This window comes from Paenibacillus polymyxa (genome assembly GCF_015710975.1).
GTDB lineage: Bacteria > Bacillota > Bacilli > Paenibacillales > Paenibacillaceae > Paenibacillus > Paenibacillus polymyxa.
Genome location: NZ_CP049783.1, coordinates 2,332,226 through 2,347,223, shown reverse-complemented (window position 1 = coordinate 2,347,223; position 14,998 = coordinate 2,332,226). Strand labels below are relative to the sequence as shown.

The following is a 14,998-nucleotide window of genomic DNA, read 5'->3' as shown; positions in this document are numbered from 1 at the left end:
GTACAAGCAGGTACTGAAAATACCCAAAACAGAGACGAGGAGAGAGGAGGAATTAAAATAAGAGACTCCATTCTTTACAGAAGCTACAATCGGATAATTCGATGACCTGCCGCTTTAAGCAGTCGATTCATGACGGCGTCTCCCAATCCCTTCGGCGGGCAGGCTTCCGCCAAAATGTAGGTGACGCCGTCTTCATCGCAGCGTCGGAGCACGCCATATAGACGCTGCGCTGCCTCATGAAGCGCGTCCAGCTTGCCCAGCGTGTAGACCCGTTCTCCGGCGTAGCCGGCGGCATGGTCGTCGAACGCGAGCACCGCCGTGCGCTCCCCGCGCGCGGCAGCCTCCGCCAGCGCGTCGCGAATCCAGCCCGTCACTTCAACAGGCGACGGGCCTTGTACCACGCTCAAGCGGCCTCGCGGCGCGTAGTGCGTATACTTCATGCCCGGCGAGCGTGGCGCCAGGCTGTCGACATCCTGCCCCGGTGTGGCAGCCAACGCCGGGTCCAATACGACGGCGCGAGCAACCGCAGCGAGCTGTTCAGCCGTCACGCCGCCAGGGCGCAGAATGGTGACGGTTCCGTCGTCACCCGCTTGCACTACCGTGGACTCCAGTCCCACCCCCGTGGGACCTCCGTCCAAAATACCGCCGATGCGACCCTCCAGGTCCTCCAGCACATGCTGTGCTAGAGTCGGACTGGGTCTTCCCGAGCGGTTGGCGCTTGGTGCAGCCAGCGGACAACCGGCTTCCGTGATCAAGCGCAGCGCGATCGGATGATCCGGCATGCGCACACCGACCGTGTCCAAACCTGCTGTCACACGCGATGACAGTGCCTGCGGCACTACCGGCAATACGAGGGTCAGCGGTCCTGGCCAAAATGCATTCATCAGCGCTCGGGATGTATCGTTAATTTCCGCTACCATGCCTTTTAATTGAGCAGCATCGGAAATATGTACAATGAGCGGGTTATCGGAAGGACGACCTTTGGCAGCAAATACCGCCTCCACCGCTTTCGTGCTGCGTGCATCGGCCCCCAGTCCGTACACGGTTTCCGTAGGGAAGGCTACCGTCTCTCCAGCCTGGAGAAGTACGGCGGCCTCGCGTATGCCCTTTTCCGCTGCGATCAGAGCCTGTCCAGCTGAAAGTTCGTCAGAACCATCCCCGTCAGTGTTGTTCACAGAATCAACGGAATCCACTTTTTCCACCTCAAAAGACGAGATAGCAGATACAGTCGTGCTCTCTACAGGAACCAGACATCTTACATCCCACCAGTGTGTATGAGAAGGCTGTAACGCCTGCTCCTGCTCTGCTATCTCTTTTTTCACAAAACCTACGTGCAAGTCATGCATTTGATTCACTTTATCACTCATATCAGATCATCCCATATCTTATTGTCATACAGGCCATTTCATGGCCCTGATCCCCAAAAACCTACTTTAACAAATCAGTTCGATTTGGCTCTGCCCTCTGTATATCTATCGTAAGTTCCATTATAACATATGGGGAAAATTACACTCGTTGTTCTCTTTTCCATAGCACTGACGAAACATTTAGGCAAACAAGCCACTCACCCAGCTCCACAGCCCCGTAAGGGCATCCCACAGGAAAAAACGTACTTCCGGCTCCTTGCCAGCGGCGTTCGTTCGATTGTCTTCATGACTTGTTTTTGCCGATACAGTTTGTGCTGCTGCTTCACCACTGCCTGCATCAATAAAGCACAACGGCGGGAACAGCACACACCACCAATTTTGCCCTTTCCCTTGCCCCAGTGTAACCCGAAGCGCCTCATAATTCCCTGCCGGGTAGACAAGACCTCCGTACATTTTCGTCGGAAAAGGTACACTTGCCAGCTCCACCTGATGATCATACGCTATACCGCGAAGAGCCAGTTCTTCACCTACCAAGCGATCAATTTCAGGTAAATGTGCGTCAATCAACACTCTGGCTTGATTTAGGCTTTGTGGATTGTCCAGTTCACCCACCCACGCATTCATCTGCTGCACGATGGCATCCCGTATTTCGCGCTTAACCAACTGATCCTCCGGACGATCTGAATTTGCTAAAATTCGCAGTCGAATGGAATCGTGCGGAATTACTTTCAACCCTGTGGTGGTCACTCCAGATGCTAAAGTTCCTCTTGCCCCCGTGGTCATAGCTGCATCTGTTTTTTGACCTTCCCAAGACATCATTAATATTGAAATACAAAAGAGTATCATTGCAGCTTGCTTTATCCAACTTCTCATCTTCGTCCCCCCAAACCCAAACTCTATCATATCTATCAGTCTGTCCGGTTTGGGAGAGTCTAAACCTATGAATCTCGTAAAATAATTCAGGCTATTGCAAGCTAGATCGTCACCTAGGAATATAAAAAAGCCCAGATTTCACAATCTGGACTCTTTTGTTGCACCGTTTCAACTCGTAAAAATAACTATTAATATTAAGCCACAACCCACCTGTACTAGGCTTTTTTCGCCTTCGTCAAGCTTACTCTGGAAGGCTGCGGCAGGTCATCCTCTAGCTCCTGGCCATGCACCTTAATGCTCATAACTAAGCCAATACTAGCCATGTTAATAAGCAACGAGGTACCGCCATAGCTTATGAACGGGAGCGTAATCCCCGTAAGTGGCATAATGCCCAGAAACGCACCAATGTTCTCAAAAATCTGATATAGCAACATGGACACAATCCCGACAATAATATATGGTCCAGCTCGATCCCGGCATTCCAGCGAAATCAGGATCATTCGATGAATCAAAATAAAATATAGCAACAGCAGAATGGATGAGCCTACAAACCCAAACTCCTCTGCTACAACTACAAAAATAGAATCCGCATAGGTATAGGGAACACGTCCGGACTGTACCGAAGTTCCCTGCAAGAAGCCCTTGCCCATCATTCCGCCAGAAGCTATGGCCAGTTTGGCATTTTTCGTATGATAAGATGCCTTCGCAGTCGCTTCTTCTGGTACCAGCCAAGGGTCTAAACGCTCTACCCAGTGACTACGTCCAATGCCTTTCATAAAGGAATCAATCTCATCATGAAACGAAATATACGCTTTGATCCCGCCACCAACGGCGACTGCAAATACGATAAATCCGATTAGCGCATGGGATGCCTTCACATTACCAATCCATAGCATACCAATGACGATGACAATGTAACCGAGCGCATTACCCAAGTCATTTTGTGCCATGACCATGGCAAATGGGACAAAGCTCACTAGAGCAACTGGAAGAACATCCTGAATAAAATACAGCTTGCTCTTGCGCTTTTTAATCAGCATATACGCCAAAAAAATGATAAGAACCAGCTTGAATACCTCAGCAGGCTGGAGATTTAAGCCACCAATTTTCAAAAAGCCTTGAGAGTTATTAACCGTCCCGCCAAAAAAGCCGAGAATCAGCAGAAATATCCCGCCTCCATATACATACAAGGCTTTTTTAATGAATATCCGAAAATCAACTATCGCTAAACCCAAGATCGCTACAAAGCCCAATATATAATACCCGATCATCTTCTGGTAATCGTTGCCGTGCTCTGCCAAGTTCGTAGGACCCCTACCAGCACTGTATACCGTTATGATACTAATCGCCATGAGCAAAACCAGAATAAAAATAACCGGACCATCAATTTTTTTCAATTTCTGAAGCATGATTTCCCCCTGAGCCGTTTCTCGGTCATACTCCTCTTATTCTAAAGGAAAGACTCGCAAAAAGAAAATGCAGCATTACTCCGAGACGCCTAGGACATGTCGCTCGATCCCCGCAAGGTCAGGAATGATTAGAATGTTCTTCCAATGACCTGCCTGTTCCAGCAGGCCAGCCACGTCTCTGGCCTGTCCCATCCCCAGCTCAAACCCGATTAGCCGGGGTGGGGCCTGAAGGAGCCCAAGCTGCTCCAGCATTGCCCGATACGGGCCAAGCCCGTCAGGGCCGCCATCCAGCGCCATTCGCGGCTCATGGTCGCGCACCTCTGGCTGCAAGCCAGCGATGTCAGCAGCCGGGATATATGGCGGGTTGGACACGAGGATGTCCACCGCTGTTCCCGCAAACGGCACCAGTAGATCGCCCTCGCGGAATTCTACGGCTGCGCCGTTTGCGGCGGCGTTCTGGGACGCCATTTCGAGCGCAGCAGCAGAAATATCACCCGCTGCTACGTGCCAGCGCGGCCGCTCAGCTGCCAGCGTCACGGCAATCGCGCCGCTACCCGTGCCAATGTCGAGCGCGTGCGGAGCACTGCTCGGCCACAGCCGGTCACCGTGCTGGAGTATCGCCTCGACGAGCAGCTCTGTCTCGGGTCGCGGAATCAGCACCGACGGTGAAACCGCGAACGGGCGGCCATAAAATTCCTGCCGTCCGATAATATACTGCGCCGGTTCACCCGCAGCTTTGCGGGCGATGATCCGTTCCCACGTCTCCTTAACGGAGGAAGGGAACGGATCGCCCAGAGCGGCGTAAAACCTCGTACCTTCCAGCCCAAGCACATGTTCCAGCAGCAAGCGGGCATTATGCTGCGGCTCCAACACGCCGCAACTTCCTAAAAAAGAAGAAGCCTCAACTAAGGCTTCTCTGACACTCATGTTCCGTTCCGGCGGCATCCGATACACACAATCGCGTTCGTTCCCCAAAACTTAAACCTCTTGTTCCATCAAATCAGCCTGCTCTGCAATCGTGAGTGCTGATACGATTTCTTCGATCTCTCCGTTCATCACCTGGTCCAGCTTGTGCATGGTCAAACCAATGCGATGATCCGTTACACGGCTTTGCGGGAAGTTGTAAGTACGTATACGCTCACTGCGATCCCCGGTACCTACTTTGCTCTTACGCTCGCCTGCATATTTGGCTTCCTCTTCCTGACGCATCATATCCGAAATACGGGCACGCAAAACTTGCAGCGCCTTCTCCTTGTTGGAGTTCTGGGATTTGCCGTCCTGGCAGGTTGCCACAATACCTGTTGGCATATGCGTTACACGCACCGCCGACTTGGTTGTATTAACGGACTGACCGCCCGCACCGCTGGAGCAGAAAGTATCCACGCGGATATCCTTATCTAAAATTTCGATATCCACTTCCTCTGCCTCAGGCATCACGGAAACCGTGGAGGTAGACGTATGAATACGTCCGCCAGATTCTGTTGTCGGAATCCGCTGTACACGGTGTGCGCCGCTTTCGAATTTCATTTTGCTATAGGCACCGCGTCCATTAATCATGAAAATAACCTCTTTAAAGCCTCCAAGGTCATTCATGTTCGCATCCATCAATTCTACACGCCAGCCTTGTGTATCTGCATAACGAGTGTACATCCGGTACAAGTCCGCTGCAAACAGTGCAGCCTCGTCCCCACCGGCAGCACCACGAATTTCGATAATAACGTTCTTATCATCGTTCGGGTCCTTCGGCAGCAGCAAAATGCGGATTTTCTCGTCCAGTTCCCGCTTACGGGCACTCAGCTCTTCGATCTCCATTTTGACCATTTCACGCATCTCGTCGTCAAGCTTTTCAGCCTGCATGGCTTTAGCAGCGTCCAGCTCCTCAACGACAGTTTTATATTCGGTATATGCTTCATAAGCAGGCTGTAAATCAGACTGTTCTTTGGAATAATCTCTAAGTTTTTTGCTATCGTTCGCCACATCCGGATCGCAGAGCAGTTCGCTCAGTTTATCGTAGCGGTCCGCCAATGATTGCAATCGGTCCAACAAGCGATTCACCTCTTCAGTTAAATTAATATGAAACCAGCTTTAAATTCACTGGCTACAGCTCTTTATTATAACAACTAATCAATTAATTAGCTACATAAAATACTTGCTAATTTAGAATTTTGCAAAAATCAACAAATCAATTGAAGTCGAATAAACAAAATTCCGCTAAAGATTTGGTAACAAACTCTCAATCAGGAAAAAGGAATACGAATCAAATAAAAAGTCGCCGCCCGGGACAGGCAGCGACTAAGTAAGTTAGTACATGCGGATAACACGTATACAATGACCTAATATGTTTGTATATAAACCCTGTTTGCTATACGCCGAGATGCATCCTAAACATTAAAACGGAAATGCATAACGTCTCCGTCCTGAACCACATATTCCTTGCCTTCCAAACGAAGCTGACCACGTTCTTTGGCCCCGTTCATAGATCCAGCAGCGACCAAGTCATCGTAGGATACAACCTCAGCGCGAATAAATCCGCGTTCAAAATCCGAGTGGATTACGCCCGCAGCGCCAGGTGCTTTTGTTCCTTTGTGAATAGTCCATGCGCGTACTTCCTGCACACCTGCTGTGAAATACGTATACAGTCCCAGCAAGCGGTAAGCTGCTTTGATCAGACGGTTCAGACCAGATTCAGCCAGCCCCAGCTCCTCAAGGAACATTGCCTTGTCTTCGCCTTCCAGCTCAGCAATTTCAGCCTCTACTTTGGCACTGATCGGTACCACTTCAGCATTTTCCGCTACTGCAAATTCACGTACCTTTTGCACATATGGATTGCTGTCAGCTTCCGTTACACCATCTTCACTGACATTAGCCGCGTACAATACAGGCTTCATCGTGAGCAAATGAAGGTCGCGTATAATTAGCTTTTCGTCTTCTGACAATTCTACGCTACGTGCAGGTTTGTCGGCATACAGCGATTCCTTGATCCGTTCCAGTACTTCAACCTCTTGGGCATACTGCTTGTTGCCGCCCTTCATGTTCTTACGGGAACGATCAATGCGCTTGTCTACACTTTCGATATCCGCCAGAATCAATTCTAGATTAATCGTCTGAATATCGCTGATTGGATCAATTTTGCCGTCCACATGAGTAATATTCTCATCTTCAAAGCAGCGTACCACATGAACAATGGCATCTACTTCGCGAATATGAGCCAAAAACTTGTTACCCAAACCCTCGCCTTTGCTGGCACCTCGTACAAGTCCTGCAATATCAACAAATTCAAAAGCCGTTGGTACCGTTTTGTTCGGTACTACCAGTTCAGTCAGCTTATCCAGTCGCTCGTCCGGTACTTCAACGACCCCTACATTAGGGTCAATTGTACAAAATGGATAGTTTGCGGATTCCGCCCCCGCCTGCGTTATTGCGTTAAACAGTGTTGATTTGCCCACGTTCGGCAGACCCACGATCCCCGCTTTTAAAGCCATAATCAGAACAACTCCCGTTTATATAAAATATGCGCTATACCCTCTGTTAGTTTACCAACCCACATTATATAGGAGAACCTATACATGCGGCAAGCATACGGCTGTGAATTTAGGATTTTGCTGCATCCCTATTTAGATAGCTTTATTTAGATTTCCTTGCTCATCTGGATATCCGTAACCCGATAACCAGACTTGCGATATACATGTAAAGCCCGCTCATTATGCCCAAATACATGCAGACCGATGCGAACCGCACCCAGCCTCCGAGCTTCTTGTTCCAACGCCTGCATCGTCAACGTACCCAGGCCTCGCCCCTGATATGAATCGTAAACGAGAATATCCAGCAAAAAAGCTTCTTTGCCTTGCGTACCTTCTGTAATGTTGAACCAGATATATCCCGCTTCCTCGGAGCCTTGACCCACACTATCTGAATACTCAAGCATGTACAGGTGAGCATGGGGCGTATCCAGTCTTTGTGGCAAAAATGTTGCAAAGCTTTCCTTTGCCCGTTCTGGTGCCTCTTCCACCGTCCACGCGCCTGCCTGGATTTTCTCTTCCGCGTAATCTGCGAGCGAGCGTTGCTCAAAGCGATCATACTGCTCTGCGTTCATCGGAACCAACTTAATGAATCCACTCATCCGTTCGCCTTCTTTCTTAGTCTGGTCGTTTCTTTAAGACCTTCGATCCCAGCTACTCCGATGCCAAACATGACTGTACGCAATTCCAGCTCTACTTGCTCCAATCGCGCTTCCAATGCCTCGCTGGAGGTGACCGCCGAGCCAAGCAAAGAGCGACCGAAGCCTGCCATGTCAGCGCCCAAAGCAAGTGCCTTCGCAGCATCGACACCGTTTTTCAATCCACCGCTACCGATCAGAGCGCCATTAGGCTGGGCTGCTCTAACCTCCACGATACAATCAGCGGTCGAATTGCCCCAATCGGCGAACGCCTCTGCCGCTGCACGGCGCACAGGATCAGGATTGCGAAATTTCTCCACTTGGCTCCAGCTTGTCCCGCCCGCACCAGCGACATCAATAAAAGCAGCGCCTGCATCATATAATCTCGATGCCGTCTCACCATCTATGCCCCAGCCTACTTCCTTCACGCCTACAGGCACCGAAAGACGACGACACAACTCCTCAATGCGCTCAAGCAACCTGCTAAAATCCAAATTCCCCTCAGGTTGGAATATCTCCTGCAAGCCGTTCAAATGCAGCACCAACATATCCGCTCCGGCAATTTCCACTGCACGCTGGCAATCGTCCACACCAAACCCGTAGTTCAGCTGCACTGCACCCAGATTGGCAAGGATCGGGATGCTGGGCGCTAGACGGCGGACCGCAAAGGTTGAAGCCAATTCCTCTTTTTCCACCGCAGCTCGTACAGAGCCGACGCCCAATGCCCAGCCGCGTCTTTCTGCGGTCTCTGCCAATCGCTCATTAATCGCTCCTGTCTCCGCGCTGCCGCCAGTCATAGAACTGATGAGCAGCGGTGTCCGTACAGCGCGTCCCATAAAAGTTGTATCCAGACGCACCTCGTCAAAATGTAGCTCCGGCAAAGCGCAGTGCTTAAAACTATACCGCTCCAGTCCGCTGGTAATGCCGTGTCCGGCCACATCTTCCTGCAGACAAAGGCGGACATGCTCAATTTTCCGTTCACCTGTCTGCGTGGCAGGCAACAAAGAGCCGGATCTGTCTGAGCCGTCAGGTGATCCCTTTTTATTTTCTGTATTACTCATCTATGTTCCACCTCATCCAAAGTCAATCTGTGCATTCCATCAGGTTCGTGAAGCACAAATAAGACCGTTCCCGAACACGGTAACCGATCTATTTATCATCTCATATATCAAATATCTAGGCCCTTAAAGCACTATTTTAAGATATTTTCATTGTATCATGGATGGAAAAATATATACATGACCGTGAACATTTTTCTTTGCCTATGGGATCGAAAAGCAGCACCTGCTTAAGATGCAGCTTCTCTGCAAAATGCAAAATACCCCTCCGAAAGTGGGACCCCAATCAAGCAGGATTAAGGTCATCACAACCTTCTTTAGCTCTTCATCGAATCAGGTATAGTTGTAATATTTTCTTGTGGTTCCTTTGTACGCCCATGTCCAAATTTGAAAACGAGAATACCACCGATAATGACCAATACACCAATCAACTTATTGAAGGTAAACGGAATCTTCTCTAGTCCAAGCCATCCTAATGAATCCCACAACAAGGCTGTACCTAATTGTGCCGTCAATACGATGGAGATCGCATAGGTAGGGCCAAGTCGCTTCATTCCTTGCACCAGACAGAACACAACGCCGACACCAATCATGCCACTGAACCAGTACCACAGCTGCATATGCTGTAAAGCAAATGTATTTTTCCCTTCAAAAATAAGACTTCCGAGCAAGGAAGCCAAGAACCCTGTTCCCAGTACCAATGTCGTTGTGGCCCATGAACCTGTCCGCTCATTCACCTTATTATTGAATATCGTTTGCAGACTGACCAAAGCACCTGCGATAACTGCCAATATAAGCCCTAATAACATATTTAACTCTCCCTTGATAGTCCCTTTATTGTGCTGCACTTATTCAAAGCACTATGATTACAACGATTCATAAATATTATGGCCAGCCAGTTCACTCAAACCTTTTCTGTCCTTAATGACAATATAGCCTTTTGCCCGTTCAACCAATCCCTCTTCGATCATCTTGCGAATGACACGGTTGAGGTGTCTGTAGCTGGTTCCGATCAAATTCGCCACATCCACCAGACTGGATGCCCGTAGTTCCTCATGAAAGGCAGAATTGGATTCGTCAAAAGAAACAGATAGCAGGTAGCTCGCAAGCCTAACTTCCACCGGATACATCAGGTTGAAATTGGAGAAATCAGAGTCCAGGCAAAACTTCCGCGTGACAATATCCAATAGAAATTGCAGCAAAGGAGCATAATCTCTGCCGTACTTATTCATCCATTGATGATGAACACCAATCACATAGATCGGCGACACTGCCTCTACTGTATTGATGACGTGACTATTACGAATATATTCAACATCTCCTATGACCTCGATCGGTGTTTTGAAGCAAAGGATCAGAGTCTTTCCTTCTGTAGAGCTGGTAAAAATTTTTACCTTGCCCTGCACCAGAATATACAGATGCTCAATGGCGTCCCCCTGCGAACAGAGCTTTTCCCCTTGCTCCAAACGATGCAGCGACAAATAGGGATGTAGTGGCTCGTAGAGTATGGATTCTAACTGATGCAGATGCAAAAAATACTTTAGCTGCTCTTGATCCTGAATTTCTCTCATTGCTTAGCTCACCTTCATTTTCTACGTTCTAAGCTTTTTCTATAAATAAAGTTTTATTTTAGAGTTTTAATATAATGACACCCGCGATCATCATACCAATACCTATAAATTGTGGCAGCTTCATCTTCTGCTTCACTATGCCGAACCATCCTTTGATGTCTACCAGGAAGGTTAAACATAACTGAGCAATCAACAGCGCCGAGATTGTGAACGTAACCCCAATATGTTGAATGGCTGTGACTTCACTAAATATAATGATAGCCGCAAAAGCACCACCCCAAAGATACATCGGCTTTACCTCTTTCATTTCAGACACACGGCCATCCTTTGTAAACATCCAAACTGATGCTGCCAAAATAAAACCTATTAGCTGAGTAACGGTAGCCGCCTGCCATGTCCCGATATCCTGGCTAATCCGTGTATTCGCTACCCCCTGTAACGTAATACAAGCGCCTCCCAGAAAAGCAAACAAGATTCCTCTCATAAATCGTTATTCTCCCCATATAAATGACTTTTGTATCTATTTAAGTATAGGTCAGCCTGCCTATAAAGGACATATGTCCTCAATTAATAAAACGTTCTTCATTCATTCCGTTCAGCATTCCGCTTCAATCCTGTTGACTTGCGGTAATAATTAGACAGTATCTATATCATAATCTGCATGTTCGGTCACGATAAAATGGAATGCAGCATTCAATGGAGGAGCTGATCGTCGTATGACTAAACAAAATCCGCTGCATTCTGCGCCGGAATCCCAAAGAAAATTCATGTACAAGGGCCGTGCTCTTAAAATCGCCATTTTGGTCCTTATCCTGTGGCTGATTGCCGTTATGCTGTATCAAACCCATAAACCATTACCTCCGTTCGTCTCTTATGAGAGTCAGGAGTATTCAACGAACGAGGTAAACTTTTGGACGGATTTGACCTACCCTACTGGGGATGGAAGCACTGTACAACATGAAGGACAAATTTTGAATCGTATGCTCGGAATCATTGATGAAGCCCAGCAATTTATCGTCATTGACCTGTTTCTGTTCAACGATTATAAACATAAAGGGCAGCACTTCCCCGAAGTCAGCGCGCAAATGACCCAGCATCTTATCGCCAAAAAGAAAGCCCATCCTGAGATGCCTATCTTTTTCATTACAGATGAAGTCAATACCAATTATAATTCTGCTCCCAATCCTTTGTTGGAGAATATGAAGCAAGTAGGAATTCAGGTCGTGCAGACCGATGTAGATCCATTGCGGGACTCCACGCCCATCTATTCAGCGGTGTGGCGTACCTTTTTCCAGTGGTTCGGGCAGCAAGGCACAGGCTGGATTCCCAATCTGATGGCCAGTGACGGACCTGACGTTACGGCTCGCTCTTATTTAAAGCTGTTAAACGTCAAGGCCAATCACCGAAAATTGGTTGCCAACGAGCAAACTGCTCTCATTTCTACAGGTAATGTTCACGATGCAAGTGCCTATCATTCCAATGTTGCCCTAGAAGTGAAGGGACCGATCATCGGAGATATTTTACAAACAGAGCAGGCGGTATTGGACTTCTCGGGCGGAGGGCAACTTCCTGTCTACACACCTCAAGCAGAGCCCCTAGTCCCATCAGGTAAGGACAGCTACCGGATCAAATATCTCACGGAAGGCAAAGTGTATGCCTCCGTTCTGAATGGCATTAAGCAGACGAAGCAAGGTGACAGCATTCATATGGGCATGTTTTATTTGGCTGATCGCAAAATATTGAATAGCCTGCTGGATGCCTCGGCACGCGGCGTAAACATCCAATTGCTGCTGGACCCCAATGAAAACGCGTTCGGGCAGGAAAAAATAGGCATACCTAATCGTCCGGTTGCCCAAGAGTTGTCCGATAAATCGGATGGAAACATTCAAATTCGCTGGTATCATACTACCCATGAGCAATTCCATACGAAGCTGATTTATATTGCCAAGGTACAAGGAGAGCATTTGATTTGGGGTGGCTCTACCAATTTGACCCCCCGTAATTTGGATGATTTGAATCTGGAGAATGAACTGTGGGTGGCCGCTCCGGCGGACAGCAAGCTGACCCGACAGGTGGCGGCCTATTTTGATAAGCTGTGGAATAACCGGGGAGCTGAATACAGCCTGGAGCTGGCGGCCTACGAGGATCATTCAACATTTTGGAAAGATATTGTATACCGTCTCCAGGATATTTTGGGCTTTACTACATTTTGACTCTAAGATCTGCTTCCATATCCACAGCTCATCGTTTGTACATTACAGCAGTGGTGAAAGCAGCCGAGCGAGCGATTCCATCAAACGTTTGAACAGACGCTTTTTCATGAATTCCTCACGTACGATCAAGCTGGCATTGTGCAAATCTCGCTCATAGTCGTTCACCATCTGCTGGACACTGTGTGTTTGAATCAACAGAGCGTTCACTTCAAAATTCAAATGGAAGCTGCGCATATCCATATTGGCTGTCCCAATAGTCGCAACTTCCCCGTCAATAATGAGAAGCTTGGAGTGAAGGAACCCTTTTTCATATTCATATACCTTGACTCCCACCTCTAGCAACGATTGGAAGTACGAATGGGATGCGAGAAAAGGCAGCCATTTATCCGGTTTCGCGGGGAACAGAATACGCACATCCAACCCGGATAGAGCAGCCATCCGCAAAGCAGTCAGGATATCTTCATCCGGGATAAAATAAGGAGTGGCAATCCAGACGGATTTTCGAGCGGATGTGATCATGGAGAAGAATAGATTTTTAAGCACTCTCCGCTCATTGTCTGGTCCGCTGGCAATAATCTGTACGCCGCCATCCGTGATCGGTTCAATATCGGGAGACAGATATTCGCTATCCAGTACCGATTCACCCGTCATATGAAGCCAATCCTGTAAAAATATAAGTTGCAACGTCCGCACAGCTTCGCCCTTCACAATCATATGCGTGTCACGCCAAAAGCCGTAGGCTTTGTTGCGGCTGAGATACTCATCTCCCACATTTAGGCCACCGATTAATCCAATATTACCGTCGATAACTACAATTTTACGGTGATTACGGTAGTTTACCCGACTGGAGAAGAACAAAATCCGAGCGCCTCCGTATGCAACAACCTCTACTCCTGCATCTTTCATTTCCTTCAAAAATGCCTTCGATAACTGAATACTACCGACTGCATCGTACATAAACCGAACCTTAACACCCGCTTTGGCCTTCTCGATCAAAATTTTCTGAATGCTGGTACCGATATCATCCGAGCGGAAAATGTAATATTCCATATGGATATGATGCTGCGCCTTGCGCAGTTCTTCGAGCAGCGTGGAGAAGGTTTCATCTCCATTATTCAGAATCTGGGTTTCTGTCGCAAAATAAATCGGGGAGCGGGCCAATCTCCGGGCCAGACGCATCAACTGCTGCTGCTCATCTGTAAAGCAGGTCAAATCTCGTTTGACCCGCAAAGCATCCTTTTCGATACGCTCATAAGCCTGTTGGTCACGCAATGCCTTTTTGTCATACTTACGGCGCTTGAATACATTTTGCCCAAACAAAAAATAAAGAGGAAGTCCAACGACTGGCAGCAACGCCAGCAGCAAAATCCATGACATGGTGGTGGAAGGATTACGATTCTCCGTAAAAATAATCAGACTTATGGAAATAACCGTCAGCGTGGAGAAAATACTGATGACAGTTCCTTCATTTTTACCGATGTAATTAAACAAGCCAAAATAATAAATAATAAACACCATAGCCGCGATCAATACGGCCAGTAAGCTTCGCCTCATAACTAACCTCACTTCCAATGGACTGCATTTAAACAGGTATTCCTCATTATATTGTACATGAGCCCCTTATTTCTTCCCACTTTTTTATTTAAATGTTGAATAAAAAAATCCAAAGTACATTACGAAATGTTGATGGGTTGACACTTACTTTTTTTCATGTGAAAATAAACTAACGAACGTTAGGTAGGTGATGATAATGGGAATGGAAGAGATTCGAAAGGCCGCTCTTTTCCAATTTGCCGCCAATGGGTATGAGGGAGCATCCTTGAGCAGTATTGCCGCCGAGGTTGGAATCCGAAAACCGTCTATATATGCGCATTTTCAGGGCAAGGAGGATCTGTTTTTGCAGGTGGCACGTTATGCGTTTCAAGAGCAGAATTTACGTATTTTCGAATACTTTACGGAACGCAAAGAACAGTCGCTGGAACACACACTGCATGATTTCCTGTTCTGGATGGAACAGGAATATGAGGGCAACAACTCAGCCAAGTTTATGCTCCGCTTTTCCTTCTTTCCGCCTGTATCTTTATATAACGAGGTACTGAATATTGTGAATCCTTTTCTGGAACAAATGGAGCGAAAATTAACTCGTCGCCTCCGAAATGTACGGGATCGGGAACTCTTTGGGCATATGGAACCAGCAGATGTGGCTTTAGCCTACATGACACTGGTGGATGGAATCATGGTAGAGCTACTGTACAGTGGAAGCACCAACTACCACCGAAGGCTGAACGCTGCATGGCCTATTTTTTGGCGTGGGATTACGTTAACTTCATCTCATGAAGGGTGAAGCAGTC

General features: G+C 47.8%; 14 protein-coding genes. 2 read left to right on the top strand and 12 right to left on the bottom strand.

Annotation, left to right across the window (positions count from 1 at the left end; translation table 11 throughout):
* Positions 1-83: 83 nt before the first annotated feature.
* The 11 genes from G7035_RS10600 to G7035_RS10550 form a co-directional block, all read right to left on the bottom strand.
* A complete protein-coding gene (locus tag G7035_RS10600) occupies positions 84-1,367 on the bottom strand; it encodes an L-threonylcarbamoyladenylate synthase (protein WP_019688823.1) in 1,284 nt (427 codons plus the stop codon).
* Between the two features lie 180 nt (positions 1,368-1,547).
* Positions 1,548-2,240, bottom strand: coding sequence for a stage II sporulation protein R (gene spoIIR, locus G7035_RS10595; RefSeq protein ID WP_019688824.1), 693 nt, complete (start codon positions 2,238-2,240; stop codon positions 1,548-1,550).
* Positions 2,241-2,455: 215 nt separating this feature from the next.
* Entirely contained in the window at positions 2,456-3,649 is a 1,194-nt protein-coding gene (locus tag G7035_RS10590; RefSeq protein WP_013373452.1) for an FtsW/RodA/SpoVE family cell cycle protein, read from the bottom strand.
* Between the two features lie 75 nt (positions 3,650-3,724).
* Positions 3,725-4,624, bottom strand: a complete 900-nt coding sequence (gene prmC, locus G7035_RS10585; RefSeq protein WP_019688825.1) for a peptide chain release factor N(5)-glutamine methyltransferase — start codon at positions 4,622-4,624, stop codon at positions 3,725-3,727.
* A gap of 3 nt (positions 4,625-4,627) precedes the next feature.
* Positions 4,628-5,695: a peptide chain release factor 1 gene (gene prfA / locus G7035_RS10580; RefSeq protein WP_013373454.1), complete on the bottom strand. Its 1,068-nt coding sequence runs from the start codon at positions 5,693-5,695 to the stop codon at positions 4,628-4,630.
* A gap of 335 nt (positions 5,696-6,030) precedes the next feature.
* Complete coding sequence (ychF, locus tag G7035_RS10575) at positions 6,031-7,131, bottom strand: redox-regulated ATPase YchF (protein ID WP_016822869.1); 1,101 nt, start codon at positions 7,129-7,131, stop codon at positions 6,031-6,033.
* A 146-nt stretch (positions 7,132-7,277) separates the two neighbouring features.
* Positions 7,278-7,769 (bottom strand): GNAT family N-acetyltransferase, encoded by a 492-nt coding sequence (locus tag G7035_RS10570; RefSeq protein ID WP_019688826.1) that lies wholly within the window; start codon positions 7,767-7,769, stop codon positions 7,278-7,280.
* Positions 7,766-8,866, bottom strand: a complete 1,101-nt coding sequence (gene fni / locus G7035_RS10565) for a type 2 isopentenyl-diphosphate Delta-isomerase (protein WP_019688827.1) — start codon at positions 8,864-8,866, stop codon at positions 7,766-7,768. The genes G7035_RS10570 and fni overlap by 4 nt, the downstream gene beginning before the upstream one ends.
* Before the next feature lie 314 nt (positions 8,867-9,180).
* Complete coding sequence (locus G7035_RS10560; RefSeq protein WP_016822866.1) at positions 9,181-9,672, bottom strand: DMT family transporter; 492 nt, start codon at positions 9,670-9,672, stop codon at positions 9,181-9,183.
* 57 nt (positions 9,673-9,729) lie between these two features.
* Positions 9,730-10,434: a Crp/Fnr family transcriptional regulator gene (locus G7035_RS10555; RefSeq protein ID WP_019688828.1), complete on the bottom strand. Its 705-nt coding sequence runs from the start codon at positions 10,432-10,434 to the stop codon at positions 9,730-9,732.
* 58 nt (positions 10,435-10,492) lie between these two features.
* Positions 10,493-10,918 (bottom strand): DMT family transporter, encoded by a 426-nt coding sequence (locus G7035_RS10550; RefSeq protein WP_019688829.1) that lies wholly within the window; start codon positions 10,916-10,918, stop codon positions 10,493-10,495.
* Between the two features lie 232 nt (positions 10,919-11,150).
* On the opposite strand from G7035_RS10550, the gene G7035_RS10545 reads away from it, so the two are divergent.
* Positions 11,151-12,647: a phospholipase D family protein gene (locus G7035_RS10545; protein ID WP_019688830.1), complete on the top strand. Its 1,497-nt coding sequence runs from the start codon at positions 11,151-11,153 to the stop codon at positions 12,645-12,647.
* Between the two features lie 42 nt (positions 12,648-12,689).
* Here G7035_RS10545 and cls read toward each other — a convergent pair whose 3' ends face one another.
* Entirely contained in the window at positions 12,690-14,201 is a 1,512-nt protein-coding gene (gene cls, locus G7035_RS10540) for a cardiolipin synthase (protein WP_017427147.1), read from the bottom strand.
* Positions 14,202-14,397: 196 nt separating this feature from the next.
* Here cls and G7035_RS10535 point away from each other — a divergent pair, with 196 nt between their 5' ends.
* Positions 14,398-14,991, top strand: coding sequence for a TetR/AcrR family transcriptional regulator (locus G7035_RS10535; protein WP_019688831.1), 594 nt, complete (start codon positions 14,398-14,400; stop codon positions 14,989-14,991).
* The last annotated feature ends 7 nt before the right edge of the window (positions 14,992-14,998 follow it).